The sequence below is a fragment of the Desulfovibrio sp. JY genome (genome assembly GCA_021730285.1).
Lineage (GTDB): Bacteria > Desulfobacterota > Desulfovibrionia > Desulfovibrionales > Desulfovibrionaceae > Solidesulfovibrio.
The window spans coordinates 2,822,796-2,848,166 of record CP082962.1 but is presented as its reverse complement, the minus strand read 5'-3'; the positions used below and the strand labels follow the sequence as shown (position 1 = coordinate 2,848,166).

The following is a 25,371-nucleotide window of genomic DNA, read 5'->3' as shown; positions in this document are numbered from 1 at the left end:
CACGACGAAACGGCACGGGGCGGACGGCCGGTTCAAAAAACCGTGGACCGCCCGCCCCGAAGTCGGCTCCCCCAAGGAAAACCGGCAGGCCCTACTCGGGCAGGTTGATGCGAAAATCCATCCGCCCGAAGGAGTCCATGCTTTCTTCGGAGTTGCCACCCGACCCGCCTTCCTCGTTGGCTCGGGGTGCGGCCGCCCGGTTCTTGCGACGACGCCGGGCGATGATTTCCTTCAAGAGCTCGTCGCGGCCCATGTAGCAGTCCATGCACATGTCGTCGCGCGGGCTGAACTCCGACGCGCGCTTGCGCAGGTTGCACACCTTGCAGATGCGGGCGTCGGACAGCGTGGTTGTCGCCTCCTCGTCCTCATCCTCGTCCACCAGGCCGGGCTCGTCGACTTCGCTTTGTTCCTCGACGGCCTCCTCGTGCTCGTGCCGATGGACTTTTTCCCGGCGCGGCTTGGCGGCAACCGGTCGGGCGGGCGACTCGGCTTCGCGGACGTCGGTCTCCACGCGCAGGGAAAACGAGCCCTTGCGGGTACGCACCTGGGTCTCGCCCCCCAGCAGATCGGGAAAAAGCTCCGCGAAAATGCGCACCAGCTGGAACTTCTTGTCCACGCCCTTGCGCCGCACCCGGATATAGGCCCGGCTGCCCTGCACCGTGGGCCAGATGGCCTTATCCAGATTGGCCTCGCCGTCCTGGAGGTAGCGCCCCTCGACGACAAGCCCCTCCTCGCAGATATAGTACTCCGTACCGGGTTCGCAGTGAAAATAATCCGCCTCGGGGGGTATCTTCTTCCAAGCCAAAGCCGGACCCTCGTTTAGCCGCAAGCGGCTCTGTTACAGTCCCAAATCCTGATTGATGCATATCACCGTGACGCGTCCCCTGGGAAAGGACTTTTCGGTGATGGTCCAAACGTTGCAAATACGCTCCGGGCTACCGCAGTCCTCGCAACGGGAGGTGCGCACGCAGGGCGTCTTCTTCGACAGGCGCATGGCGTTTGTCGGGGCGGCGTATTCCTTGATGCGGCACATGGCGGCGGTCAGGTCCGGCACGATCTTGTTGCGGCCGACAAACACCACGACCTGCCTGGGGCCGAAGGCGATGGCGCAGGCCCGGTTGCCGATCATGTCCAGGTTGACCAGCATGCCGTCCTCGGTCACGGCGTTGGTACCGGTGAGAAAGAGGTCGGTCAACAGCGCCTGCCGCCGCCGCTCATAGGCCTGCTCGGCGGTGAGCGTCTTATCCAGGGTATCGATGACGTCGATATCCGGCATGGCGGCCAGATCCGTCGGCAGGCCGGTTGCCAGCATGGTGCCCGAACCGCCGTAGGCCACTGTTTTGGCCCCGGCAGCGGGAAGGATCTCTTGCAAAAAGAGGTCGCGCGCCGCCGCCGCATCAGCGACGACGTGGGCCTTGAAATGATTGTCCCGCAGGGCCTGCGCCACATCTTCGAGGCGTTTGGCGTAGTACGTTTCGATAGGTGCCTGCATGCCGTCTCCTTTGCGCCGCCCGGTCCGTCGGCGCAAGACCTTTTAATCGCGCGGCGCAAAAAAGCAAGGCGCGCGGCCCTACGGATACAAGCCGCGCAATTCGCCCAGAAAATCCCCCACGGTCGGGTCCTTACGATTTTGGCGCACGACCACCCACAAGCCCCAAGACACCGGAATATTTTTATTTTTCTTGTCGGTATAAAACGTATCCAGCGCCGTGACGATCTTGCCGGCGGGCATGCCGGCGAAAAAAGCGTCGGACTGGCGCATGATGCTTTCCATGATGTCGGTGCAGATGGTGTATTCGTTTTTGAGGGTGATCCCCAAAATGTTCTCGTTGAGGTTGAAGCCGTCGAAGATGCCGAGGATCAGGTCGGTTTTCTGCTCGCGCGAGAGCCCGGACCAGAAAACTCCGGCCCGTTTGACCGCCAATCCCCGCGACGGAACGCAAAGGAGGGCCGCCAGGGCGATCGCCCCGATCATGGCCGCCATGCCGGCCGATCGTGCCTTTCGTCTTTGCGTCATTTCACTTCTCCCTCCGGTTGTCCGGGCGGGCATTTTTTGTTGCGCCAACGTTGTAGAGCAAGAGGGACCCCGATTCAATGGATTGTGCAAAAAGACAACGGTTTTTTATGTGGAGAGCATTTCCGGCGGCAAATGTCCGGCCGTGACCGGACCGACAAGCGGCATGGAAGGCGAGAACGCCAGCACGGCCATGGCCGCGTTGGGCCAGGTGACGGCCTGACGCAGGGCACGGAAGCGGACCATGGCTTCCTGGGCCCCGAGCGGCCCGGACAACACCCGCAACAGCACGCCGCGCAGAAACTGGCCGTGGGAAAAAACGACCACCGGCCCCCGGGTCCCGGCGGCCCGCTCCATGAAGGCTTCCACGCGGTCCCAGAAATTGACGAACGATTCGGCCCCGTCGCCATCATGCCAGCGCGGGTCCAGGCGCTTCCAATAGGCGGCCACGGCCTCGCCCCGCTCCTGGCGTGTCGTGCCCATGTAGCGGCGCGGCGCCAGGTAGGTGAACTCCTGCACCGGCCAAACCGCGACGGGCGTCTCGGGGAAACGCTCGCAAAGGGGCGTTGCCGTCTGCACGGCCCGGTCGAAGGAGGAAAAAACGATCAGCCGGGGCGCGCGACGAAAGCAGGAGGCCACCAGGGCGGCCTGCCCATGGCCCAGGTCGGTCAGGGGAATGGTGTCGGGATAGTCCGTCACATGCCCGGCGTTGGAAGCGCTTTGTCCGTGACGGATCAGGCGGAAAAGCGGCATGGCGGGGTATCCCTTCTCCCTTTATTCAATGACGAATTGCAGAAAATAGAGGCGCACCACGCGCGGACCGCCCACGGCCTTGTTCATGACCGCAAGCAGGTTGCGCTTAAACGCGCGCTTGCCCAGGGGGGTGGACAGCCCGGCCACGGTCTGGTCGCGCAAAAAAAGCAGGACAGCCTCGCGCGTTCCCGGGCTTGCCGCCATGCGCGCCGCCTCCTCGCTGATGCACTGGGCCTCGAAGGCCAGATGCAGTCGGGCCAGGCGCGCGCCGTCGGCGACGTTGACGTCGATGCCGGAGTAAACGGCCGTGCCACCCCTGGCGAACGTCCCCCCCTGCTGCGCCGGGGCGTTACGGGCCGCAAACAGCCCGCACAGCAGGCTGGCGGCCAGAAGAAACAGTGCAAAGTATCGTCGCATGCCTACATCTCCGCCTTTCGACGGCCGCCGTCAACGGAACGCCGTCGTACGCAACCGCAAGGCGATACACGTGGCCGCGGTGGCCGACAAGAGCAGCAGCCCGGCCGCGGCGAAAAAGCCGAACTCGGCGAGCATGAGCCCGGGCAGATAGGTCCCAAGCGACCCGCCTGAATAATAAAAGGAAATATAGAGGCCGTTGACAAGTCCCTTGTGCTCGTTTTCCGCGCCGTTGAGCACGCCCGGCGCAACGGAATGGGCCAGAAACATGCCCGAACACAGCACGAAGACGCTGGCGAAGATCGCCGACTGGGCGGGAAGGGAAAAAACGGCCGCTGCCGCGATGACAATGGCGGCGCCCACGCTCATGGCCCGGGTCGGCCCACCGAAGTTTTTGGAAAACCGGTGGGAGGTGAGGCTGACGATGATGCCCATGAGATAGCCGGAATACATGATTCCGGCGCGAAGCGGCGAATAGCCGCCCGAAAGGTGGCCCAGGCGAAACGGCAGCAGATTGAGCATGCCGGAAAAAACGAAGAAAAGCAGGGCGACGACGGCGTATGTCGCGGCAAAACCGGGTTTCCTCAGCACCTGGGGCGCATAGGCCAGACGGATGGGCGAAAAGGCCGTGCGCGCATCCGGCGGCAGGGTCAGGCAGGCCGCGGCGCAAAGGGCCAAAAAAATGCCCAGTCCGGCGAAAGGAATGCGCCAGCCAAAGGCCTGGGCGGTCAGGCCGGAAAAAAAACGGCCGAAGAAGCCCCCGAACACCGTGACCGCGATATAGGCGGCCATGACCCGTCGCACCTGGGACGGTGGCGCGGCGGTGGCCAGATAGGTCATAAGGGCCGTCAAAAGCGCCGGCACGAGCAGGCCCTGCCCCACGCGCACGGCCAGAAACCAGCCGAAATTGGGCGCGAGGCACAAGCCGCCGGCGCAGACGGCCAGCAAGGCCAGAGAAATGCCGATCAGCGGGCGTGCCGGCACGGCGTCGAGAAAAAAGCCGTAGGCCAGGGGGGCAAGGCCGAGGGGCAGCATGGTGGCGGTGATGGTCAGCCCGGCCGTGGACTCGGACACGCCGAAGGTCGAAGCCAGGACCGGCAGCAGCGGCTGGGGCGCGTAGATGGAGGAGATGCCGCTGACCGTGGCGGCATACAACACGAACAGTGTCCATTTCCCCATGTGTCATGCTCCCTGTGGCGACGCGCCAACTGTTATTATACGCGCAATGCTTGCCGCGGGAAAGTAAAAAACCGTCGCACCGCGACAAATGCCTTCGGCGTCGCGGGAGCGGGTGCGACGCCGAAGGCGTGGGGTATGCGGCCACGGGACGGGGAACGTCACCGGACGACCGATCGGGGGGAAGGCCGCCCTCTGGCGACGGGTCCGATGACCGCTGACCTGCTCGGTTGTGCGCCGGAAAAGGGTCCGACCAGTTATTGCAGGGAAGCCCGGCCAAGACGCCCGCCGCAGCAAAGCGTTTTGGATTGGAAGCGAAACGCAGGCGAAGGAAAATCCCTTTGCCGAGGGTTCCCCCTCACGCGGCTTCCTTTTCAAAACAAATTTGCCGCCTAGGACAGCCGGTCGATGTCCAGGGGCTCGCCGCAATGCGGGCAGCGCGACAGCCGGGCCCGAAACAGCCGGCTCGGCCGGAAGAAAAGCGCCCGCCAGGTCGGACCGGTCGGTTTGAATTCCACCAGGATGGACATGCCGCAGCGGCAATAGCGACGTTGCATGATGAGCCTCCGTGTTGCGCAACCGCACAACAATTAGTTTATAAGTATAAACACTGCGGAGAAAAAAATTTCCCCCTACAACTCCCGCCCCACCCACAACACCCGCCCGATGACCCGCAAGGCGTCGAGTTCGTCGCCGGAAAGAACGATGGGCGCATAATCCCGGTTGTCGCTTAGAAGCACCAGCGCACCCGGGCGCTTTTCCACCCTCTTCACCAGCACCGTGTCCTCGACGCCCACGGCGTAGACGCCATGGGCCACTATGGAGGTCTGGCCCTGGTCGATCAGCACCGTGTCGCCGTGGTGGATATCCGGCTCCATGCTGTTTCCGACGACATCCATGAGCACCATGCCCGAGACATTGCCCTTGCGCCGCAGCCAGTCCCGGCGAAACGGCAAAACAACCTCGACCTCGCCCCGGGTCTCGAAGGAACCGCCGCCGGCCGAAAGCCTGGCCCGGACCTTGGGCACGCCGACATACGGCCCGTCATCGGTCGCCGCGCCCTTTTCGACCGCCCTGGCCGGCCGACCGTATTCCAGCCAGTCGGCGTCGGCCCCTGTCTTTCGGGAAACGGCCAGCACCCAGGCCTTGGGCACGGCATCCTTCTTCTTGGCCTGGGTCACGGCCGAACGGTGCACCCCGAGCAGGGCGGCCAGTTCGGCCTGGGAAACGATGTCCGCCGCTTGCGAGGCCCGGGCGAAAAAACCCTCGAACCCCCCTGAACTCGCAAACGCGGCGTCATGTCGTTGCATCATGTTTATTCTTATAAACGACCCGGTCCCAATGGGCAAGTGTTTTTTCCCCGCCGGCGCTCGGTCTGGATTTTTCCCGGCATGCTAAAGTTCCCCGTCGTGAGGGCCGATAAGTTTGACGAAGCAAAATGCCTTCCCGGCCACAGCCGGACGGCGCAGACAAGGATGTCAGCCATGACCGTACCAGAAAGCACTTCCCGACCACCAGGCGCGGCCCCGCCCCGCGAGGACCCGGCCGCCCGCGCCCGTCGCATCGCGGACCTCAAGCGCCGCGTTGAGTCCGGCACGTACCTCATCCAACGCTACGAAATCATCGAGGGCCTGCTCGACGCGCTTGGCACCGACGCCGAGTAGCCGGCCTTATCCGCACTCCTTTTCCGCGTTTCTTTCCAGCGCATCGCTTCCGACTGTTCGAGCCGCTTCCGCAAGCGACCAGGGCGGTTCGTTGGCGGCCGTGAGCACCGGGCTTTCGAGCCGGGCGCAGTGCAGGTAGAGCCGGGTCCCCTCTCCCCGCCCATAGACCGGGTCCCCGACCAAAGGATGGCCCGAGGCGGCCAGATGGGCCCGGATCTGGTGTCGCGCCCCCTTGGCGATGCGGCAGGCGACCAGGGTCAGGCCGCTTTCGGTCCGGTGCGGGGCGACATGGGTGTGGCGCAAGGGATCGGGATCGGCTGTCCGGCCCACCCGGGTCTTGGCCCGGTCGGCCATGTCCAGACGAAAATCCACCACGAACGGGGAAGAGAGGCTGCCGTGGACCACGGCCAGGTAGGTCTTGGCCACGTGGCCGGCGTTCTCCAGACGACGATAGCCTTCCCCGGCCACGGCGTCGAAGGCGACGGGCACAATGCCCGAGGTGAGCCTGTCCAGGCGGGAGAGCAGCATCGCCGTGCGGCCGGGAAAAAGCTCCGGCAGCAGGTCTTCGAGGCTTTGGCCGCCGCCGCAGGCGATGGCGGCGCTGTGGAGCCCGGCGGGCTTGGCCACGGCGGCATAGGCGGCCTCGGCAAAAAGAATCGGAACGTCAGAGGCCCGGAACTCCCCTTGCGGACGCGTGGCGATGCGGGCGGCAAGTTTTTCCCCGGCCCGGACCCGGTAAGCGGCGGCCTTCGACCGCCCGTCGACAAGCAGCCGTCCCGCCTCGATCAGCCGCCGCCGGCCGCGAAGGCCCGTGTCCGGCAGCACAAGCGCCGCCGCCCGGTCCAGGCGCTCACCGGCCAGTTCCCCGGGGACCACGGCCTCGACCACACCCGCATCATCGTTTTCCATGGGCCGAGCATAGCCGCCCACCCGACCGGAACGCAATGCGTCAGGGCCGCCGCTCGGCCGTGCGCAGCCGCTTCACCGTCAGCTCGTAGTTGTCCCGGAAAAGATTGTCCCTGGGATTGCAGCGAAGCGCCCGCTCGAAAAGCGGCAGCGCCTGGGCCGTCTGGCCGAGCTTGTGCAGGGCCAGGCCCATGTTGTTGTAGGCGGCGCAAAAATCCGGACAGGTCGCCACCACGCTGCGGTAGCCTTCCATGGCCCCGGAGAGATCCCCGCCCACGCGCCGGGATTCGGCGGTTTCAAAAGCGGCCTGGCAGGTCGCCGCTTTCCCGGGATCGGGACGATGGTTTTGGGCCAGCCGCTTGCGGGTGAGCGTCACATTGTCCCGGTAAAGCCGCTCGTCCGGCGCGCATTTGACCGCCTCGTCAAACCAGGGCAGGGACTCGGCGGCGTAGCCCAGGGAGAAAAGCGAGGCCCCGACATTATTATAGGCCTGGCAGGTGTCGGGACACTGGTTGAGCAGGGACTGGTAGTCGCGGATGGCTCCGGCGTGATCCCCCTGGGTCCGCTTGGCCGCGGCCTGCCGGCCGATGGCGGCGCACCGCGCGCGGCGGTCGGCGTCGGCGCCACGGGAGGGCTGGGCGGCCGTTTGGACACGGTTGGCCTGCTCGCGACGGGCGGCCGCTTCGCGGGCCAGCCCGGCCTCGATGCGCCGGGACAGGTCCCGGGCCTTGCCGGCCAGGGCCGACGGCATGGGCCCTGCCTCCCGGGCCGCGCGCAAGGCCGCGTCCGCCCCGGGGATGTCCTTTTTGGCGTACAACTTTTCCGCCGTGGCCAGACGCGATGCAGCCTCGGTTTCCGCCTGCTTCCGGGCGGCCTGGATCTTGTCGCGCCAGCCGGCCAGGGCCGGCAGTTTGGGATTGGCCTTTTGCGCCTCGGCCACGGCCCCGAGGGCCAGGTCGAAGCGGCCGGCGGCCAGGGCGTCCCTGGCCCGGGAAAGGGCTTCGTTGACCGCGTCGCGGGCGCGCACCAGCGCATCACGGGTCGCCGTCGCCTTGGCGTCGGTCGGGACCAGAGCCAGCAGGTCGTTTAAGGCCAGAATCGCCCCGTCCATATCGCCGGCGGCGCTGCGGCGCGCGGCCTCGGAAGCGAGCCCGGCCACACGCCGGTCGCGGTCGATCCGGTGAGCCAGGGCCGCCTGCAATTGCTTCAGGCGCGCATGGCGCGGGTTGATCCTGGCCGCACCGGCCAGGGCCGCCTTGGTGGCGTCGATTTTCCCGTCACGCAAGGCCGCCTCGGCCCGATCCTCGGCCAACGCGAGATTTTCCCGGGCCTGGCCCAGCTTCTTCTTGGCCCCGGCCGCGCCGGCATGTTCGGGATCAAGATTGGACGCCTCGGTCAGCGTCGCCAAGGCCCCGTCGACGTCCCCGGCGTTCCACTGGTCCCGGGCCCGAGCCAGACGCTCATCCATGCGCCAGGCCTTATCCTTGCGGGCGGCAATGGCCCGCGTCAGCTCAGCGATGGGCGGGAAACGGGGGCTTATGGCCCGCGCCTCGGCCAGCGCCTCATCGGCGCTGTCGAAGCGTTTGGCCGCAAGATAACTGGCGGATTGCTTGAGCGCGGCGAGCAGCCTGTCGCGGTCGGCCACCATGCGTTCGCGCTCGGCCTTGGCCGCGGCATGGTTCGGATCGAGGGAAAGGGCCTGGCCGGTTTGCCGCAAGGCGTCGTCCACCGCGCCGGCGTCCCATTTGTCCCGGGCGTCGGCCAGCAGTTTCGCCACCTTGTCCAGGATCGCGCGACGGGCGGCCGCCGCCTGGCGCATGGCCCCGATGGCCCCGGCCCGGGGGCAGACCTTGGCCGCTTCGCCGAGCATGGCCGCCGCTTCGCCGAAATCGTCCACGCCAAGGGCCGCGTCGGCTTTGGCCAAGGCGTCATCCAGACGGGCCTTGTCGCGGCTGATGCGGTCATAGGCGGTCAGGGCCGGCGCATCATGGGGGCTTTTGCGCACGGCTTGTCCGGCCGCCGCCAGCGCCCCGGCCGCATCGCCGGCCTCCCAGGCGTCGGTCGCCGCCCGGGTGAGCCTGTCCGTCTCGCGGGCGTTGGCCACGGCCGCGTCGAGTTCGTCCTGGGAGACGGAAACGGTAAACCCGCCCTCCCCCCGGCCAAGAAGCAGGCCCCTGGCGTCGCGGACTTCGACCAAAGCCTTGCACGGCCCCAGGGCGTCGCGCGAGGCCTCGATCTCACGGCCATCCGTCCCGCCCCGGGCCCGCGCCCCGGGACACAAACTCCAGGCATAGGCCAGGGGCGGATTGTGCGGGGACGGGGAAATCCGGGCCAAAAGCCGCACGTTTTGCCGCACGGCCACGCCCGAGGCCGCAACCGGCCCCTCACCCTCGCGCCAGACCGTGGCCGGTGGCCCGGTAAGCCCCTTATCGGCCACGGCGACAGTGTATTCCTTTGCCCGCACCCGGGCCGTGGACGCGCCCAGATCCGCCGCATCGCCCGCGCCCGCGCCGGCCGTGGCCGACACCCGCACGGGAATCTCCCCGGCCGCCGTGGGGTAAAAGGTCAGGCTGCGCTCGCCCACCCGCACCAGCTTGGCCGACGCCGGCAACGGGTCCCAGCGAAATTCCACGCCGTCATGGATCGGAAAGTCCCGGATGGCGACCGTGGTCTCCTCGCCGACAAGCGGCGACGGCGGCGTCACGGCAAGCGAAAAGGCCGGCTGGGCCACGTCCAACTCCACCGGGGCGGAAACCGCCGCCAACCCCTTGGACGGGCCGGACCGGGGCACTACCTCGACCCAGACCCGCTGGCGTCCCGGACGCAAAAAAACAGCCGTGTTGGTGAAAGGCCCCTCGGTTTCCAGAAACCGGGCTTCGCTGTCGGAGCGCCAGCGGCAGACGTAGTTTTCCCGGTCCAGCTCCCGTTCGCCGTCAAAAAGACGGGCCGCGAACGAGGCCGCGCCGCCGACCCGCATGGTCCCGGCGGGCGGCGCGCTTTTGGCCAGCTCCACCCGGAATCCCTGGCCGGCGGCGGTTTCATCGCCCGATGCGCCGGGCGACAATGGGTCGACCTGGGGCGGCTGTGGCTCACGCACGGCGGCCTGGGCCGCGTCGGTCGCCAGGGCCTCGGTTGCCGCCGCGCCAAGCCAGCACGGCGCGATGGCTAGCAACACCAGCAGCAGCCGGGCGGGGCGAATCAGGCGGAAAATAGGTACGAGCTCTTTCACGATGGCGCTTCCCTGCGTTTTCCAGACACAAAGCAGCTTTCGTGCCAGGAAAAATCGGCCGCCCTTCCCTAAGACTTGCGCCCGGACGGCCGAAGAGAACCGGGCAAGGAGTCCGCCATGAAAGACGCCGCCGTCCTCCGCCACGAACAACCCGACCGCATTCTCGATATCCACCGGCCCGAACACGCCGCCCGCTTGACTGAAGCCTTCGCCCGGGAACGCAACGAGGTCCAGGCCGCCCTGGCCGAACTCGCCACCATGCGTTACGCCGACCAGCCCTCCCGGGAGGCGACCTCCTTTGCCACCATGGCCCCCATGCCGGGACACGCCCTCATGGACCGAGCGCCCCGCGAGGTGCTGCGCCTTCGCGCCGCGCTTTTCCTCATCAGTTGCCACGAACATCGACGGAATTAAGGACGGGGAAGAAGAGAGAGGAAGCAACCGGGGGGAAACTTTGTCTTCCGAAAAGTTTCCCCCCGGACCCCCTTTCAAAAGACTTTTGGCGGCTACAGGGTGTTATCGTCACCCAGCTGTAATCGTTAAAAGTTTTTAGGAGGGGAGAGCGCGAGAGGGGGACCCTTTTTTCAAAAAGGGTCCCCCTCTCGCATCCTCGTTGGCCTCTTCCCTAACGCTTGAGGCCCAAAATATCGAGCAGCAGGGGGAAATCGAGATTGGCGTTTATCAGCTGCGCTCCCTGGCGGATCTTGATTTCGTCGCGCAGCTTGTGGCGCAAAAGGAGTGTCTCCATCTTTTTGGCCACGGTGTAGGTATCCTCGCGCACCACGATGATGGGGATCTCCAGGACCTCCGAGCGGGTGAGGATGATGTCGTTGGGGTAAAGATTGCCGGTCAGCACCAGGCAGGGGCTGTCGCCTTCCAGGGCCACCAGGTGGACGTCGGAGCGGTCGCCGCCGACGATGATGGCGGAATTTTTCTGCCGCCGGAAATGCGTCATGAAATTTTCCACCTGCATGGTGCCGATCAGAAAATTCTCCACGATGCGGTCGGCCTTGTGGTGGGCCGAAATGACCTTGCCGCCGAGCCGGTCGGCCAGGTCCGAGACCTTGATCGCCCCCATGAGCGGGTCCTTGGGAATGACGCCGAGCACCCGGATGCCCCGGTCGCTTAAAAAGGGCGCGATGAGCGTCTGGGTCTCGTCCAGGAAATTCTGGGCCACGTCGTTTAGGATGACGCCGGCCAGATGGTCGCCAAGCTGCTCCTTGAGCACGAGCAGGTAGTCGTAGTTGAGTTCCTTGGAATAGCGGTCGATGACCACGGCCGTCAGCCCCAGCTCGCGCACCACCCGCACGCCGTCGGCGTTGCAGTATTTGCCGGTGTGCATGCCGCCCGAGCCGCCGACGATGGTGATGTCCTTGCCGGCGGAGACTTTCTCGTAGGAGGCGCGGATAAGCCCCATGACGTCGCCGGTCTGGTTGCGAAAGGCCTTGACCTGGAAATCATGGGACGCGATGACCGGGGTCAGCGTTTCGGGTTCCTCGTTGGTGCGCAGGATGCGCTGGACGTGGTAGGCGTCGTCGTCCCAGAGCCGGCCGTCGATCTCGCGCGGCATGGCCCCCACGGGCTTCAGGTAGCCGACGGAGTAGCCTTCCTTCTGGAACCGGAGCCCAAGCCCCATGACCACCATATTTTTACCGGAATATCCGGCTGTCGCGCCAACATACAGTCCAGCCATGGCTGCCCTCCTGTGCGGCTCGTCCGCAGCCGCCGCGCCTGGCGCCGATCACGGACGTCCTCCCCATAAAATGCCTGCGCCGGCCGGGATAATCAAGACAATTGGCCCGGGAGAGCGTAAAAACACGATCACGTTCGGCCCGTGCCTTGGAAATGGCGTCCGAACGCGCTAATATCCCTGCCCATGTCACGACCCGCCGCCATCCGGAGCCTGCCCAATGTCTGAAGCCACCGCCCTGGAAAACACCCTGGGGCATGTTTTTGCCCGGCCTGAACTGCTGACCACGGCGCTGACCCACAGTTCCTATGCCAATGAACGCGGCGAAGCCGCCAAACACAACGAACGTCTGGAATTTCTGGGCGATGCGGTACTGGAGTTGTCCGTTTCCGAGGAACTCTTCGCCCGCTTTCCGGAATCCCCCGAAGGCGAGCTGACGCTCCTGCGCTCCCAACTCGTCAACGAATCGAGTCTGGCCGCCATGGCCTTGCGCCTGTCCCTGGAGGACCACATCCTGCTCGGCAAGGGGGAGGAAAATCAGGGGGGCCGGACCCGGCCGTCGCTTTTGAGCGACGCCTTCGAGGCCGTCATCGGCGCGCTTTTTCTGGACGGAGGCTACAAAGCGGCCAAACGCTTCGTGGACGCGACCTTTGCCGACGTCTGGCCGGTCAGGTCCGTTGCGCCCAAAACCAGGGACTATAAAAGCCGGCTTCAGGAATACACCCAGAAGGTCCACAAGGCGCGCCCCGTCTACACCCTGCTCGGCAGCGAGGGGCCGGAGCACGACAAGCGCTTTACCGTACGCCTGGAGCTGCCGGACGGACGCGCGCTAAAAGCCGTGGAAAAAAGCGTGAAAAAGGCCGAGCAGATGGCCGCCAGACTGGCCCTGGAAAAAATCGCCGACGCCACCTCGATCTGGTAGCCCGAAGAAGCGACGTTTCGTCCGTCGCCGGGTTCCCGGAGAACCTCCGCCCGGGGGCGGCGCATGCTTCCATCCGGGCCAAGGCGCTTGCGCGGGCAGCGTCAATTCTTTGCCGCGACCGCCAACGAACCGTTTCGGACCAGGGAGGGACCGACGTCCGCAGTCCCCGCCTCCCTGGTCCTTTTTCATGCTACACTCCGCGCGTCAGGCCTAGCCGCTGATAAGCTGCATGGCCATCTTCGGCAGCGAGTTGGCCTGGGACAGCATGGCCACGGCCGACTGGGTGAGAATCTGGTTCTTCACGAAATTGGTCATTTCCGTGGCCACATCCACGTCGGAAATCTGGGATTCGGCCGACTGCAGGTTCTCGGCCTGGATCTGCAGGTTGGAAACGGTGTTTTCCAGGCGGTTTTGCAAGGCACCCAGGTTGGCGCGGATCTTGTCCTTGGAAACAATGGCCGACTGGAGGGCGTCGAGGGCCTTCTGGGCCAGTGCCTGGGTGGAGATACTGCGGCCGGAAGCCCCGGATACGGCGCCCATGCCCACGCCCAGGGCGGAAGCCGTGGAGTTGCCGATCTGGACGTAGTAGTAGTCCTCGGCGCTGGAGTTGCCGGTGCCGAAGTGGACCTTGAGCTTGCCCACGGAGTTGATGCCGGTACCGTCGTGGGCGGCGCCGGAAAGGTTGCCGTTAAGCAGATAAATGCCGTTGAAGTCGGTCGCCATGGCGATACGGGTAATTTCCGAAGCCATGGCCTGATATTCGGAGTCGATGATCAGGCGCTGGTCGGACGTGTACGTGCCGGTGGCCGCCTGTTCGGCCAGTTCCTTCATGCGGATGAGCTTTTCGTCCACGACCTGGAGCGCGCCGTCGGCGGTCTGGATCATGGAAATGGCGTCGTTGGCGTTGCGCACCCCTTGGTTCAGGGTGGAGATATCTGCGCGCATGAGCTCACGAATGGCCAGGCCGGCGGCGTCATCGGCCGCGGTGTTGATGCGAAGGCCCGACGACAGGCGCTGGGTCGAGGTCGACAGGGCGCCATAGGAATTGGACAGATTCCTGGCGGCGTTCATCGCCATCATGTTCGTGTTGATGGTCAGGGCCATAAAAAACCTCCTTGTTGCAACCAGACATTCCTTGTTGGTTTTTCTTGGAGTAAGCAGACACCGTACCAACACTCATTTTCAAATGAATAACAACAAGATAGACATTCGATTGGCAGGTGCGGGAAAAAAATTCCTCCCGCGAAAGTCAATTCTCCCGCGCCATTGACGCACCCGGGCGGCCACGGCCGGATCGGAAGCCGGGCAAGGTTTTCCGACCGACGAAAAAAGGCCGCCCCCGGACAGGGGCGGCCTTGGACGCAGGCTAGGAGAAGGGACGGGACTAACGCTTGAGCTGGATAATCTCGGAGAGCATGGAGTCCACGGTGGTGATGGTCTTGCTGTTGCCTTCGAAGCCGCGCTGGGTCACGATCATGTTGACCATCTCCGTGGCCATGTCCACGTTGGAGGATTCCAGGGTGTTGCCGGAGATGGAGCCCACGGAGCCGCTGTTGGGCCGGTTGGTCGTCCCCTCGCCGGATTCCAGGGTGGCGGTGTAGAGGCTGTTGCCGGCGTTGTCGAGTCCTTGCAGGTTGGTGAAGTTGGCCAGGGCCAGCACCCACAGTTGCAGGCTCACGCCGTTGGAGAAGGTGCCGGTCAGCACGCCGTCGCTGTCCACCGAGACGCTGGTCAAAAGCCCCGCGGTATAGCCGTTTTGGGAGCTGAACACCGTGGAGGAGGACGTGGCGTAGTTGGTGGTCACGTTGCTGTTGATCTTCAGTTTCGCCGGGTTGAAGGAACCGAGGGTGGTCGGGTCGGTCGGGTCGATGTCGCCCAGGGTGGTGCCGGTGGCCCAGCCTGAGGTGCTGCGCATGCCGAGGTTGAGCGAGATGTTGGTGGCGCCGCTCTGGTCCGTGAAGCTGCCGTTGGAAACCGACTTGAAGTTGGCCGTGAATTCGGGATAGCCGCTGGACGAGATGCCGGCCACACTCCATGCATCCGGGTCGAAGGCACCGGCGGTGGCGTTGCTGGCCTTCAGCGTATAGGCACTCATGTTCTCCATGGACCCCGAGGAGTCGAAGGTCATGGTGCCGACCATGAGCAAGCCGGCCACCGCGGTATTGGCAAGGGGGTTGCCTGCGGCGTCCACCCGGCCGTCCTCCGACGGGTTGCAGGTCACGGCGTATTCCCAGTACTCCTTCCCGTCCTTATTCTTGATCTTGTCGTAGTAGGTGGTCAGGGTATGGGGCGAACCGTTGGCATCGTACACCTTGACGGTGGTCTGATAACTGTAGGCGGTGGAGGCCATGGCCGGGTCCTTGGTGCCATCCCAGGTGGCACTCATGGCGTAGAAGCTGGACCCGGCGTTGGAGTCGCGGGTGGTGGCGCTGGTGGAATCGGAATCCAGGTTGGTGATGACGGTAACGCTGGTGGTGGCCTTGGCCGGACTGGAGTACGAATCGAGGACGATGTCCCGGATCTGCCCGGTGATCGGGGTGTTGCTCAGGGTCGTACCAGAGGCATTGGCAGTGTCGAGCTTGTCCTGATCCACCTTCCAGCCCTGTACGGCCAGTCCGGTGGTGCTCACCAGGTAGCCGTTCTCGTCGAAGTGGAAGTCGCCGGCCCGGGTGTAATACATGGTCTGGTTGCCGGTATTGAGCATCTTGCCGTTGGAGCCCACCGAGCTCTTCTGCTTGACCATGAAAAAGCCGTTGCCGCTTATGGCCATGTCGGTGTTGATGCTGGTGGTCTCCAGGCCGCCCTGGGAGTAATCCGTCACCACGGAGCCGACGCGCACGCCGCGTCCGACCTGGTCCACGCCCGAAGCCGTGCCGATGGTGGCGCTCATGAGCGTCACGAAGTCCGTGCGCGCCGACTTGAAGCCGTAGGTATTCACGTTGGCCAGGTTGTTGCCGATGCTGGTCATCTTCGTCGAGTTGGCCATCAGACCGGACACTCCCGACCACATGGCGGTATTTAATCCAACGCCCATATAAACCTCCTCCTTTCGTCCCGTGTCCGCGCGGCTAGGAGCCTGACTTACTGCCTGAATCGCTGCCTGAATCGCTGGTCGTCGTCGGGGTCTTGTCGATCACATTGGTGATGTCGTTGAAAGCCACGTACCGATCATTGCCGATATTGAGGTAGTATGTTCCGTTTTGCTGGGTGATGCCGACCACGGTGCCGCTCATGGTGCTCGACACCTTCATGACTTCGCTGTCGGCGTTGGTGGCGGTCACCGCGATCTGATACTGGCCGTCGTCACAGACGTTGCCGTCGTAATCCTTGCCGTCCCAGGTAAATTCCACATCCCCGGCCTTCGTTGCGTCAAGGTCCTTGGTGCGCACGATGGTGCCCGAGCTGTCGAGCACGTTGACCATGCAGGTTTGCGCATCCTCGGGCAGGGTGAAGGTCACGGAGGTGGCCTTGCCCTTGGTGAGGCTCACGGCGGTGCCGGTGGCCTCGATGGTCTTGCCGATGAAGTTGACCGCGCCCATGACCTGCGACTTCTCGTTGAGGGTGGCCAGGTTATCGATGCCGGAATTGATCTCGGTGAGCTGCTCGAGGCTGGAGAACTGGGCCAGTTCGGCCACGAACTCCTTGTCGTCCATGGGGCTCAGGGGATCCTGGTGCTGCAACTGGGTCACAAGCAGTTGCAGGAAAGCGTCCTGGCCGAGGCTGGAGGTGCCGGTCTTCGACGTGGTCGACGTGGTCGACTTATCGGCGCCGAGGATGCTGCTGATGTAGCTCATGGCTGTGCTCCGTTGTTACGCGAAAAGGTCGAGCCCGGAGGCGGCGGATGTCGCGGCCTGGGGCACGAATCCCGAAGCGTCGGCGTCCAGGGCGATACTGCCGCCGGAACGGGCCAGGCGCTGGGAGGAACGCATCCGTTCCATGGCCTCGCGCTGTTCGCGGGCCTGATTGTGCTGCTCGGGGCTTTGCCAGGCGGTCTGGTTGTCCTGGGCGGCGCCGGTCTGCACCTCGAGTTTGGTCACCTTAAACCCCTGGTCCTCCAGGGTCTTCTTGATGTGCGCCGCCTGATCGTGCAGCATGGCGGCCGTGTCGGCATTGTCGGCCTTGATGATCGCCTTGACTTCCTTGTCCTTGACCGTCAGCGTGACGCTCAGCTTGCCGAGCTCGTCAGGCGAAAGATTGAGGGTCAGCTGCTTGGCGTCCTGGCCGACGTTGCGCAGGATGCCGGTTTCGAGTTGCCTGGCGGCCCGGGCCGCCAGGGCGGCGTCAAAGGGCTTGGCCTGCGAGGCCTGGCGCGAACCGTTGACCGCGTCCATGGCGGCCATGGTCTGGGCGGTATTGCCGCCCGTGCCGGTGGTCGCCTGCCCGCCGGACTTGTCCACCCGCACCTTGCTCCAAAATTCTCCCCAGCCGCCTTCCTGGCCGTTTTGCTCGAAAGAACCGCCCGCGCCGCCGCCCTGCTGTCCGGCGGCAAAGCCGCCCGCGTTGCCGGCCGCGTTGCCGTTCGAATTCCCGGCGGCGAACTGGGGCGTGGCCGCTGTCTGCTTGGGCGAAGCCTGGGCTTGTTGCGCCGTATCGCCCGAAGAAGCGGTCTGAGTGCCGACGCCGGTCGTCGCGGCCTGGTTACCGGTCGCGACCGCCTGTTCGGTGGCCACCGCACCGGCCTTGCCGTGCAGCTCGGAAGCCGCCGCCTGGGCGCTTTGCCCGGTGGCCCGGCCACCCTGCTGCGCTTGGCGCGCCTGGCCGGAGTCCTGGCCATCCTTGGCGGCATCCGTGGTCAGGGGCGAGGTCCCGGCGTCGGGCACGTCGGCCAGCACGTCGATGCCGGGCTGGCTGGCCGTGGGCACGTCCTGGGGCTTGGCCTTCTTTTCGCCGCCCATGGCCACGACCTGGGCGGCCTTGCGGGCCACGTCGTCCTGATGCAGGTCGGAGCTGATCTTGGTCTGCTGGCGCTGCCAGGCCTTGTCCAGCACCACCGAAGCGGCCTGGCGAAACGCCTGCATGGACTGCGCTTCCTGGCCCAGCTGGGACAAGACTTCGTTTTTTACCAGGCCGAAGGCCGTGCGCAGGCCCTGGCCGGACAGCCCGGATTCGGCATTGGATTGGTCGAACAGGGCGGTCAGACGCTTCTGGGCGGCCTCGGACAGGTTCATGGTCCGGCCGAGGGTGGCCATTTCGGAAGAGCTGAGGCTGACGGAACTATCGTCGCCGAGGCTCGCCACCTTGTCGCTGATCTTGGACCAGACGCCCTCGGATTCGCCCTTACCGAGCGAATCCACCATGGACTGCGACTCGTCGGCGGTGAAGCCGAGCTTGCCGAAAAGACCGAGCAGCTGGACCGTATCCTCGTTGGACACTTCCTTCTTCTCGTTGCTCTTGGTCTTGGAAACCTTCTTCTCCACCTCGTGCATCATCTCGCCCCAGGTCAGCCCCTCCGGGCTGTCGACCTTTTGCTCCATGGCGGCGAGTTCGTCGTCGGAAAAGCCCTGATCCACCAGGTCGTCATGCAGGGCGGCAAGATCTTCCCGGGTCAGGGGCAGATCCATCAGGTCCTGGCGGCTGGGGGTGTCGGACGCCGAGAGCGGATCGGTGCTGGTGCTGGTGCTGGCGGCGGCGGAAGAGGCGCTCGTTCGATCGGCGCCAGCCTGCGTGGCGCTTGCCTGGGTAGTGTCGCGGACGCTTTGCATAAGGCTCGCGAACATCGCGGACTGGCGCGAGGTGAGCGCGGCGTTTTGCTGCTTGGCGTCTGCGGCTGCCTGCGCGCGCGGGGTGACAAGCGGAAGAATCTGCATACTGGGCCTCCTGACGCCTGACATTGTTCAAGACCCGTTCCATTTTGAAAAAAGGAGCAGTGGCGGCATCTTACCGATTTGAAAGAAAGGCGGCAGGGAGTTTTTTTCCGCCTTGCCGGGCCGATACGCGGCCCCGGACCCGAAAAATCGGGACAAGAGCAAGGGCGGCGGAGACAAATGGAAGGGGCGGGAAACGGCCCAGCGGGGAGTGCTCAGGACCGGGAAACGAGGGACGCGGTGCGCTCGAGCAAGGCCAGGCAGCGCAGGCGCGAGGCCCGGTCGCCGTCGGCGTTTTGCAGCAGGCGTTCGACAAATCCGGCCAGGGGGCGCACCACCGGGGCAAAGGTAAGGGCAAAGCCGGCATCGGGCACGTCTCCCTGGCGAGCCAGCCGGACAAGCCGGGCGCCAAGGCCGGCCAGCCCCCGGGACAGGGCGACAAGGAGCCGGGAATGGTCCTGGGCAAGGGCGTCCAGGGCGACCCGGGGCGCGGCCGCGTCAAAGGCCCCGAGCAGCCAGCCGAACTGGGCCCGCCAAAAGGCCCCCAACGCCTCCCGGGCGTCGGGACGCTCCCCCCGGCAAAGGGGCGTCAGCGCGTAGAGCCCCAACCCGTCGCGGCCCGTGGTAAGCAGTTCGTAGCCGGGGACCACCGCCCCGGCCAGCCGGTCCGTTTCGCCCCGGGCCAGCCGGGAGGCCACGTAGGCCACCCGGGCCGCGTCCAGGCGTTCCCGGCAATACGGCCGATCCCGCCCGCAGCCCCAGCAGCCCCGGCAGGACATGCGGGGCCGCAGCACGAAATGGCCGGGCTGGTACGGCCCGGTTTCGTAGGCGCTGACCGGCCCGACGGAAATGTTGAGCGTGCGCAGCCCGGTCCAGGCGGCCAGGTGCATGGGGCCGGTGTCCGGGGTGATGAGCAGGGAAAGTTCCTGGCCGAGCACGGCCAGTTCCATGAGCCCCAGCTTGCCGCACAGGTTGGCGACCGCAATGCCGGCGCATTTTGCCGCCTCGGCCCCGAGCGCCACCTCGCCCGGACCGCCAAGGAGCACCGGCACCAGCCCCCGCCGGGCCAGTTCCCGGCAAAGCGCCCCGCTAAACGCCGCGGACGGCCGTTTGTCGCGCTCGCTTGCGCCCACGAACACCCCGACCTTGGACCGGTCGGGCCGACCGCCGCGCGGGGCAGGCCAGACCGTTGCCGCCATGTCGCCGGCCGGGATCAGGTCCAGGGCATTGAGCTCGGCCCAGTGGAAGCGGTTGTGGCGGTTGTTGCCGACCACCGAGGCCCGGTAGAGCTGCCAGTCGCCGGCCACCCGCACCACGCCGGCCGCATCGGCGACCGGGCCCAGGGTCGTTTCCGCCGGGATCAGGCTGGCAAGCCTTGCCGCCTCGGGCCGGATGCTCAGGTTGACGACAAGGGCGTGTTCGCGCCGGGCCAACTCGTCCCCGCGCGACAGCGGCCAATAGCCGGCCGGGGGACTCAGGGGAGCCAGGGGCGCGGCGAAATCTGGCTCGGCCACCACCGTGACAGGATGACCGGGGTAGCGCCGGGCCAGCCACAAAAGCAGCGGATAGGTGAGAATCAAGTCTCCCATACGCTGGGTCTGGAGCACGGCGATGGGGAGTTTTTCAGCCGCCACGGCCGTCCTCCGCAACGCGCCACAAGGCCGCCGTTTCCGGCGCGATGCGCCCCATGCCGGCTAGGGCCTCGGCCTTGGCGGCGCAGTCCCCGGCCAGGGCGGCAAAGGCCGTTTCGGCGGCGGCGGCAAACTGCCCGTCATCATATTTGTGGTGGAGCTTGAACTGGTTGGCGAAACCCGAGCCGTACTGCCCGCCGCCCTGGCCCGAGGCCGCGCCCGTGGCCTTGGCGTGGACCACCCGCAAATGCCCCTGGCACACGGCCGGCCGGCCGGCGAGCAACTGGCGCAGGTCCATATCCAGGTCGTCGTACTGGGTGGGGGAAAAGCGCAGGTCGAAGCCGCCGAGATCGGCCAAAACGGACGCGCGAAACAGATGGCAGCAGCCCGTCACCGAGGCGCACGGCCGGCACACGCCGTACGCGCCGTCATCGGCCGTGGCCAGCCAGGGCCGGGCCAGATCGAAGCCCCTGCCCCACTCCCCCTGCAAGCGCGGCGTGGGGAGCAGGTGCGTGTCCGCGCTTTGGACGAAATGCGGGCTGCCGATGCCCCGGATCATCGCGCCCCACACACCCGCCCCGGGATGCGCGGCAACGGCCGCGCCGAACCGCCCCAGCCAGTCCGGCGGCGGCAAGGCGTCGTCGTCGAGAAAGGCCACGAATCCGGCGCTTCGGGTCCCGGGCAGGGCGGCCAGCCAGTTGCGGGCGGCGGGCGCGCCGATATTGACCGGCAGCGCCACGACGTCCAGGCGCCCGGCCAGGCGTTCGCGCCAGCCGCGAAGCAGCGCGGCCGTGTCGTCGCCCGAGCCGTTGTCCAGCACCGTCAGCCGCGCCCCGTCGGCGGCAAAGGTCCAGTCGGTCCGGGACAGGGCGTCCAGGGTGCGCTCCAGCAGCCGGGCGTTATTATAGGAATAGACCAGCACCGCGACCGAACCCGGGAGCGGGACGGTGCGCCAATCGAAGCCGACGGCCAGATCGTGCAGCCGGGCCAGTCCCAAGGCGTCGAAGGGCCGGGCCGAAACCGCCCGGGAAAGCGCGGCTAGCCCCCCTTCCCGGTTCCCGGCGGCCACAAGCGCCTCGGCCAGACGCTTGTCCACGGCCGGCGTCGGCAACGTGCCCTGAAACAATGTCGCAGCCGCACCGGCCCGGCCGGCAAGCAGGGCCAGTTCGCCGGCCGCCTGCCGCCCAAGCGGCGCAAGCGGCTCCGGCAGCGCAGCCAAGACATCCACGGCTTCGTCAAATTGCCCGACCATGGGGGCCAGGCAGGCGATCCTGTGGGCCAGGCCGGGATCGTCCGGGGACTTCCCGTGCCGGGTCAGCAGATAGGCCAGCATCCTGGCCGTCTCGCGCCTGGCGGCCAGACGCTCGAAATAGGGCTCGGGAACGCTTTTCCCGGCATATGCGGCCACCTGGGCCGCGAGGTGGGTCGTCTCCGGCGGCAAAAAAGTACGGCTGGCATTGCGGGTCGCGAGCACCGCCGCCGCCTCGGGCCAAAGCGGCGCGTCCTGCCACACGGCCAGGGCCAGGGCATCGGCCAGGGACGGACACGCCCCCCCGGCGGCCATGGCCGCGTCCCGGGCCGCCACCAGTCCGGGACCGCGCCCGCCGACGAGCAGCAGGCGGCAGACCGCTTCCGGCAACCGGGCAAACGGCGCCTGCCCCACCACCATCAGGCGCCGCCCCCGAAGGTCTGGCGCATGACGGCGAAAAGCTCTGTCATGCGCCGGGGATAGGTGTGCTCGGCCAGCACCCGGCGGCGGCCGGCCGCAGCAATGGCCTGCCGGGCGGCGGGATCGGCCAGGTAGCGGGCGAGGAGTTCGGGAATCTCCTCGGCATCACTATATATGGCCACCTCGCGGCCGGGCTCGAAAAGCCGCTCCATCTGGGCCCGCGCGTCGGTAAGCACAAACGCGCCGCAGGCCGGCACGTCGAAGACGCGCTGGTTGACCGCGCCCTTCATTTGCAGGCTGGTGGCGTTGAAATTGACTTCGGAGAGCGGATAAAAAAGCGGCAACTGGTTGTAATAGGCCAGCTCCGGCTGGTAGCGCCAGTCCGCTCCCTCGCCGCCAAAGGTGTCGCGCCAGCCGGGATCGCCGACAAGCAACGGCTTGTACGCCATGGTGCGCGCCACGCACCCGGCCCGGTAGCGGCGGGTGGATTCCCAGATCACGGCCGTCTCGAAGGCCAGGCCCCGCTCCACGGTCCCAAGGGCCGCATAGGCCGGCAGGAGCTCGGGACGGGCCTCGGCCATGTAGGCGCGCACCAACCGATGATGCGACGCGCCAAACCCGGCGGCCAGCTCGCCAAAGGCGTCGAGAAGCGTCTGCGGCGGTCTGGCGGCGGCCAGGCGCAAGGCGGTCTTGACGCGCATGGAATTGCCGACGAAAGACACCCGCGCCCGCCAGGGATGGTCCGCCGGCTCGGGAGGGCGCGGCGCGAAACGCGTCTCGTCGGCGGCCAGCGGCAGATAATGGACGTGGGGAAACCCGGCCGCGACAAGCGGTTCGATGCTGTCCGTGTCCCAGGTGAAAAGAACCGTGTCGGCCGTCGCCGCCGGCGCATAGAGCGGCAGGGTCAGTTCCGGGCTGTCCACGAACCACGAGGCCAAGGGCAGGCGCATCTCGGCAAGCAGCGAAAGCAGCACGCCCTCGCGGTCCACGCCCAGATGGTTGACGGTCAACAGAAAATCCGGACGGAATTCGGCCACCGCGCCGCGCACCAGGGCCACGAAGGCGTCGAGGTCCATGCTGTCGCCGGTTTCGAGATAACGGCACGGCGCGCCAAGCCGCTTGCAAGCGGCCGTCACCTCGCCCAAAAGAAACAACCGGCTGGTCAGGCACAGCACCCGGGGCAGCTTTTGACGGAAAAGCGGCCTTCGGGAACCAGGCGTGGCGACATGCCGGGAAGAAGCCATGACGCCCCGTCAGCCGCAGACGGCGGCCAGGGCGGTTTCGTCGGCGAGAATCTGGAAGAACTGGAGCAACTGGACCAGACCCAGGGTCTTCTCAACGGGTCTGCTCAGCCGATACAGGTAGAAAGACCGTCCGGCGCTGCGCATCCGGGTATTGACCGACACCAGGAAGCCGATGCCGGAGGAGTCCATGAACGTGACTTCGGAAAGGTCGATGACGACCGTGGCCACGCTGTTCCCGTCGAGTTCCGCGTCCAGGCTGCGCTTGAGGTCCCCTGTGATCTCCAGGGTGATTTCGCCGACGTAGCGCAGCATCAAGGCGTTTCCAACATGCATGATGGTCAGCTTTTCCACCGCGTCGTCCCTATGTCCTTATGGATGAAGACCACGTTTTCGCCGTCCCGCTTATGCACCCGGCAGTGCGTCGAGAGCATGCGCATGATGTAAAGGCCCCGGCCGCCCTCGGAATCCGGTCCCGGATTCTCGAAGCGGGCGTCCGAGGCAAATCCCTTGCCCCAATCCACGATCTCAAGCTCCACCCACTCTCCCGGCAGCACATCCAGCCGGACTTCCACCCGGCCCGGGGCACCGCCGTAGGCGTGCCGGCAGACATTGGCGCAGGCCTCGGTCAGGATGATGTCGAGGTCGTGCAGGGCCTCCGGATCGGCCAGATGCTCGCGGGCCAGATACTCCACCACGTCCTTGGCCAGCCGACGGCTGTCGCCAGGATGGGAGATGGCGCCAAAGACCTTGTGAATCACCGGCTGTTTCAAAATCCCGCTCCGGATGGCTTGCGGCCGCTTGCCGCGTGTGAGCCCGATTACGCTTTGCGCTGAAACCTCAAGCGCCGTCAAGAGGCCGGGATGCCCCAAAGGTCGCGCTGTCGAGGGGAATGGTCACAGGCCCCCAGTTGACCAGGGAAACGTCCATGTCCGCGCCGAAGACGCCGGAAGCCACCCGCCCGGGCAACACTTCCCCGGCCAGGACGAGGAGGCGGTCATACAATTGCCTGGCCACCTCCGGCGGGGCGGCGTCGGAAAAGGACGGCCGGCGGCCCTTGCGACAGGCGGCGTAGAGCGTGAACTGCGACACCAGCAAAAGCTCCCCGCCGGTTTCGCGCAGGCTGACATCGAACTTGCCGGCGGCATCGGGAAAAATACGCAGGTCGCAAACCTTCTCCAGCATCATCCGGCACACAGGGCCGTCGGCAAAATCCGAGCCGTCGGCTTTCCCAAATCCCACCAAGGCCAAAATACCCGGGCCGATGGCGGACACGCCCTCCCCGGCCACCGTCACCGATGCCCGCCGCACCCGCTGGAGCAAAAGACGCATAAAGGATTCCAACCTTCAGTAGCGATACAAATCCAGGCAATCGTCCTTAAGCACGCCGCCGATTACCTCTATGGTCGCCGGCGCGTTGTCCACAATGGTCCGGGTGTCCACCTCGATGCGGGTACGCCCGATGGCCACGGTGTCCGCGATGGACGCTCCGTAGACGATGGACGTCACGTTGCACCACACAGCCATGGCCGCGCACATCGGACACGGCTCGCAGGTGCTCACCAGGACCGCGCCGCAAAGATTCGTGTCGCCATACGCCTTGACGGCTTCCCCCAGCATCTTGAACTCGGCATGACGGCTCGGATCGCCGTCTGTCGCGGCCGTGTCGTGTCCTACGGCCAGGATGTCCCCGCCCATGGCCACCACGGCTCCGTAACCTTTGTTGCCCTCGGCAAAAGAGGCTTTGGCCTCGGCTATGGCGGTGCGCATCATGCCGTCGAAATCAACGCGCACGATGCGCTCCAGGCAATACGGCGCATGGGGCCGGATCGTGCAGTAGTCGCGCATGAAGCGCAATTGCGGGTCCAGGCGCGATAGAAAACGCTGGGTCGGACGTTCGTAAACCGCCCGGCAGACCTGCCGGGTGTCCCTCCCCGACCGCAGGCAAGCCTCCAAGGTCGGACAGGAATTTTTCGAATGCCAGACGATCTCGTCCTCGGATTCGGCCACAACCGGCAAATCCTCGGAATGCAGGCCCATATAGGAAAAAAAGAGCGTCTCAAAAGCCTGCCGGGGCGTCATGCGCTTGCCCAGGAAATCCCGGCCTGCGGCGCTTTCAAACCAGGCCTCGCGCTTGGCCGCCACCTGCCGCTCCAGCCGCCAAAGCGCCCCCGCGTCCAATTCCCGGACGCGACGCGACACCTTGGCCTCAAACGCCTCCGCCAAATCCACCTCAAAGGAGACCGCCGACATGACCA

General features: G+C 66.0%; 25 protein-coding genes. 3 read left to right on the top strand and 22 right to left on the bottom strand.

All coding sequences use genetic code 11. The annotated features are described in order from the left end of the window. Positions 1–91: 91 nt before the first annotated feature. From K9F62_12665 to K9F62_12630, 8 genes are all read right to left on the bottom strand, one after another. The gene (locus K9F62_12665; GenBank protein ID UJX39580.1) at positions 92–805 is read right to left on the bottom strand and encodes a hypothetical protein; all 714 of its coding nucleotides are present in this window, start codon (positions 803–805) and stop codon (positions 92–94) included. A 33-nt stretch (positions 806–838) separates the two neighbouring features. Next, positions 839–1,492 (bottom strand): lactate utilization protein, encoded by a 654-nt coding sequence (locus K9F62_12660; protein UJX39579.1) that lies wholly within the window; start codon positions 1,490–1,492, stop codon positions 839–841. Between the two features lie 78 nt (positions 1,493–1,570). Then, positions 1,571–2,017, bottom strand: a complete 447-nt coding sequence (locus tag K9F62_12655; GenBank protein UJX39578.1) for a hypothetical protein — start codon at positions 2,015–2,017, stop codon at positions 1,571–1,573. 105 nt (positions 2,018–2,122) lie between these two features. Next, positions 2,123–2,767: a histidine phosphatase family protein gene (locus K9F62_12650; protein ID UJX39577.1), complete on the bottom strand. Its 645-nt coding sequence runs from the start codon at positions 2,765–2,767 to the stop codon at positions 2,123–2,125. 21 nt (positions 2,768–2,788) lie between these two features. Beyond that, complete coding sequence (locus tag K9F62_12645; protein ID UJX39576.1) at positions 2,789–3,184, bottom strand: flagellar basal body-associated FliL family protein; 396 nt, start codon at positions 3,182–3,184, stop codon at positions 2,789–2,791. Between the two features lie 30 nt (positions 3,185–3,214). After that, complete coding sequence (locus K9F62_12640; GenBank protein ID UJX39575.1) at positions 3,215–4,360, bottom strand: MFS transporter; 1,146 nt, start codon at positions 4,358–4,360, stop codon at positions 3,215–3,217. A gap of 389 nt (positions 4,361–4,749) precedes the next feature. Further along, positions 4,750–4,914 carry a hypothetical protein gene (locus K9F62_12635; GenBank protein UJX39574.1) on the bottom strand — a complete coding sequence of 55 codons (165 nt, stop codon included), beginning with the start codon at positions 4,912–4,914 and terminating at the stop codon, positions 4,750–4,752. Between the two features lie 75 nt (positions 4,915–4,989). Next, a complete protein-coding gene (locus K9F62_12630) occupies positions 4,990–5,670 on the bottom strand; it encodes a helix-turn-helix transcriptional regulator (GenBank protein UJX39573.1) in 681 nt (226 codons plus the stop codon). Between the two features lie 171 nt (positions 5,671–5,841). Between K9F62_12630 and K9F62_12625 the strand changes: the two genes are divergently transcribed. Continuing rightward, entirely contained in the window at positions 5,842–6,021 is a 180-nt protein-coding gene (locus K9F62_12625) for a flagellar biosynthesis anti-sigma factor FlgM (protein ID UJX39572.1), read from the top strand. 6 nt (positions 6,022–6,027) lie between these two features. On the opposite strand, the gene K9F62_12620 is transcribed toward K9F62_12625, so the two are convergent. Both K9F62_12620 and K9F62_12615 read right to left on the bottom strand, forming a co-directional pair. Beyond that, on the bottom strand, positions 6,028–6,930 hold the full coding sequence (locus K9F62_12620; protein ID UJX39571.1) for an RNA pseudouridine synthase: 903 nt from the start codon (positions 6,928–6,930) through the stop codon (positions 6,028–6,030). A 40-nt stretch (positions 6,931–6,970) separates the two neighbouring features. After that, complete coding sequence (locus K9F62_12615) at positions 6,971–10,192, bottom strand: tetratricopeptide repeat protein (protein UJX43198.1); 3,222 nt, start codon at positions 10,190–10,192, stop codon at positions 6,971–6,973. An 81-nt stretch (positions 10,193–10,273) separates the two neighbouring features. Between K9F62_12615 and K9F62_12610 the strand changes: the two genes are divergently transcribed. Continuing rightward, positions 10,274–10,570, top strand: a complete 297-nt coding sequence (locus K9F62_12610; protein ID UJX39570.1) for a hypothetical protein — start codon at positions 10,274–10,276, stop codon at positions 10,568–10,570. Positions 10,571–10,781: 211 nt separating this feature from the next. Here K9F62_12610 and K9F62_12605 read toward each other — a convergent pair whose 3' ends face one another. Further along, complete coding sequence (locus K9F62_12605; GenBank protein UJX39569.1) at positions 10,782–11,849, bottom strand: phosphotransacetylase family protein; 1,068 nt, start codon at positions 11,847–11,849, stop codon at positions 10,782–10,784. A 217-nt stretch (positions 11,850–12,066) separates the two neighbouring features. Here K9F62_12605 and rnc point away from each other — a divergent pair, with 217 nt between their 5' ends. Then, positions 12,067–12,768 carry a ribonuclease III gene (gene rnc, locus K9F62_12600; protein ID UJX39568.1) on the top strand — a complete coding sequence of 234 codons (702 nt, stop codon included), beginning with the start codon at positions 12,067–12,069 and terminating at the stop codon, positions 12,766–12,768. A 210-nt stretch (positions 12,769–12,978) separates the two neighbouring features. Here rnc and K9F62_12595 read toward each other — a convergent pair whose 3' ends face one another. From K9F62_12595 to K9F62_12545, 11 genes are all read right to left on the bottom strand, one after another. Continuing rightward, the gene (locus tag K9F62_12595; GenBank protein UJX39567.1) at positions 12,979–13,872 is read right to left on the bottom strand and encodes a flagellin; all 894 of its coding nucleotides are present in this window, start codon (positions 13,870–13,872) and stop codon (positions 12,979–12,981) included. A 280-nt stretch (positions 13,873–14,152) separates the two neighbouring features. Then, positions 14,153–15,802 (bottom strand): flagellar hook protein FlgE, encoded by a 1,650-nt coding sequence (locus K9F62_12590; GenBank protein ID UJX39566.1) that lies wholly within the window; start codon positions 15,800–15,802, stop codon positions 14,153–14,155. Between the two features lie 34 nt (positions 15,803–15,836). After that, entirely contained in the window at positions 15,837–16,562 is a 726-nt protein-coding gene (locus K9F62_12585) for a flagellar hook assembly protein FlgD (protein ID UJX39565.1), read from the bottom strand. A 15-nt stretch (positions 16,563–16,577) separates the two neighbouring features. Further along, the gene (locus tag K9F62_12580) at positions 16,578–18,575 is read right to left on the bottom strand and encodes a flagellar hook-length control protein FliK (protein ID UJX39564.1); all 1,998 of its coding nucleotides are present in this window, start codon (positions 18,573–18,575) and stop codon (positions 16,578–16,580) included. Between the two features lie 212 nt (positions 18,576–18,787). Further along, complete coding sequence (locus K9F62_12575) at positions 18,788–20,206, bottom strand: glycosyltransferase family 9 protein (protein ID UJX39563.1); 1,419 nt, start codon at positions 20,204–20,206, stop codon at positions 18,788–18,790. After that, positions 20,196–21,872: a glycosyltransferase gene (locus K9F62_12570; protein ID UJX39562.1), complete on the bottom strand. Its 1,677-nt coding sequence runs from the start codon at positions 21,870–21,872 to the stop codon at positions 20,196–20,198. The genes K9F62_12575 and K9F62_12570 overlap by 11 nt, the downstream gene beginning before the upstream one ends. Further along, a complete protein-coding gene (locus tag K9F62_12565; GenBank protein ID UJX39561.1) occupies positions 21,872–23,116 on the bottom strand; it encodes a glycosyltransferase in 1,245 nt (414 codons plus the stop codon). The genes K9F62_12570 and K9F62_12565 overlap by 1 nt, the downstream gene beginning before the upstream one ends. A gap of 9 nt (positions 23,117–23,125) precedes the next feature. Next, positions 23,126–23,467, bottom strand: a complete 342-nt coding sequence (locus K9F62_12560; protein ID UJX39560.1) for an STAS domain-containing protein — start codon at positions 23,465–23,467, stop codon at positions 23,126–23,128. Next, a complete protein-coding gene (locus K9F62_12555; protein UJX39559.1) occupies positions 23,455–23,886 on the bottom strand; it encodes an ATP-binding protein in 432 nt (143 codons plus the stop codon). The genes K9F62_12560 and K9F62_12555 overlap by 13 nt, the downstream gene beginning before the upstream one ends. Before the next feature lie 67 nt (positions 23,887–23,953). Continuing rightward, the gene (gene dtd / locus K9F62_12550; protein UJX39558.1) at positions 23,954–24,445 is read right to left on the bottom strand and encodes a D-tyrosyl-tRNA(Tyr) deacylase; all 492 of its coding nucleotides are present in this window, start codon (positions 24,443–24,445) and stop codon (positions 23,954–23,956) included. Positions 24,446–24,460: 15 nt separating this feature from the next. Further along, positions 24,461–25,339 (bottom strand): nucleoside deaminase, encoded by an 879-nt coding sequence (locus tag K9F62_12545; protein ID UJX39557.1) that lies wholly within the window; start codon positions 25,337–25,339, stop codon positions 24,461–24,463. Between the last annotated feature and the right edge of the window lie 32 nt (positions 25,340–25,371).

What these genes read in the sequence shown, in the direction of transcription:
- K9F62_12660 (UJX39579.1), bottom strand. Translation starts at nt 1,492, where the DNA reads ATGCAGGCACCTATCGAAACGTACTACGCCAAACGCCTCGAAGATGTG.
- K9F62_12655 (UJX39578.1), bottom strand. Translation starts at nt 2,017, where the DNA reads ATGACGCAAAGACGAAAGGCACGATCGGCCGGCATGGCGGCCATGATC.
- K9F62_12650 (UJX39577.1), bottom strand. Translation starts at nt 2,767, where the DNA reads ATGCCGCTTTTCCGCCTGATCCGTCACGGACAAAGCGCTTCCAACGCC.
- K9F62_12645 (UJX39576.1), bottom strand. Translation starts at nt 3,184, where the DNA reads ATGCGACGATACTTTGCACTGTTTCTTCTGGCCGCCAGCCTGCTGTGC.
- K9F62_12640 (UJX39575.1), bottom strand. Translation starts at nt 4,360, where the DNA reads ATGGGGAAATGGACACTGTTCGTGTTGTATGCCGCCACGGTCAGCGGC.
- K9F62_12635 (UJX39574.1), bottom strand. Translation starts at nt 4,914, where the DNA reads ATGCAACGTCGCTATTGCCGCTGCGGCATGTCCATCCTGGTGGAATTC.
- K9F62_12630 (UJX39573.1), bottom strand. Translation starts at nt 5,670, where the DNA reads ATGATGCAACGACATGACGCCGCGTTTGCGAGTTCAGGGGGGTTCGAG.
- K9F62_12625 (UJX39572.1), top strand. Translation starts at nt 5,842, where the DNA reads ATGACCGTACCAGAAAGCACTTCCCGACCACCAGGCGCGGCCCCGCCC.
- K9F62_12620 (UJX39571.1), bottom strand. Translation starts at nt 6,930, where the DNA reads ATGGAAAACGATGATGCGGGTGTGGTCGAGGCCGTGGTCCCCGGGGAA.
- K9F62_12610 (UJX39570.1), top strand. Translation starts at nt 10,274, where the DNA reads ATGAAAGACGCCGCCGTCCTCCGCCACGAACAACCCGACCGCATTCTC.
- K9F62_12605 (UJX39569.1), bottom strand. Translation starts at nt 11,849, where the DNA reads ATGGCTGGACTGTATGTTGGCGCGACAGCCGGATATTCCGGTAAAAAT.
- rnc (UJX39568.1), top strand. Translation starts at nt 12,067, where the DNA reads ATGTCTGAAGCCACCGCCCTGGAAAACACCCTGGGGCATGTTTTTGCC.
- K9F62_12595 (UJX39567.1), bottom strand. Translation starts at nt 13,872, where the DNA reads ATGGCCCTGACCATCAACACGAACATGATGGCGATGAACGCCGCCAGG.
- K9F62_12590 (UJX39566.1), bottom strand. Translation starts at nt 15,802, where the DNA reads ATGGGCGTTGGATTAAATACCGCCATGTGGTCGGGAGTGTCCGGTCTG.
- K9F62_12585 (UJX39565.1), bottom strand. Translation starts at nt 16,562, where the DNA reads ATGAGCTACATCAGCAGCATCCTCGGCGCCGATAAGTCGACCACGTCG.
- K9F62_12580 (UJX39564.1), bottom strand. Translation starts at nt 18,575, where the DNA reads ATGCAGATTCTTCCGCTTGTCACCCCGCGCGCGCAGGCAGCCGCAGAC.
- K9F62_12570 (UJX39562.1), bottom strand. Translation starts at nt 21,872, where the DNA reads ATGGTGGTGGGGCAGGCGCCGTTTGCCCGGTTGCCGGAAGCGGTCTGC.
- K9F62_12565 (UJX39561.1), bottom strand. Translation starts at nt 23,116, where the DNA reads ATGGCTTCTTCCCGGCATGTCGCCACGCCTGGTTCCCGAAGGCCGCTT.
- dtd (UJX39558.1), bottom strand. Translation starts at nt 24,445, where the DNA reads ATGCGTCTTTTGCTCCAGCGGGTGCGGCGGGCATCGGTGACGGTGGCC.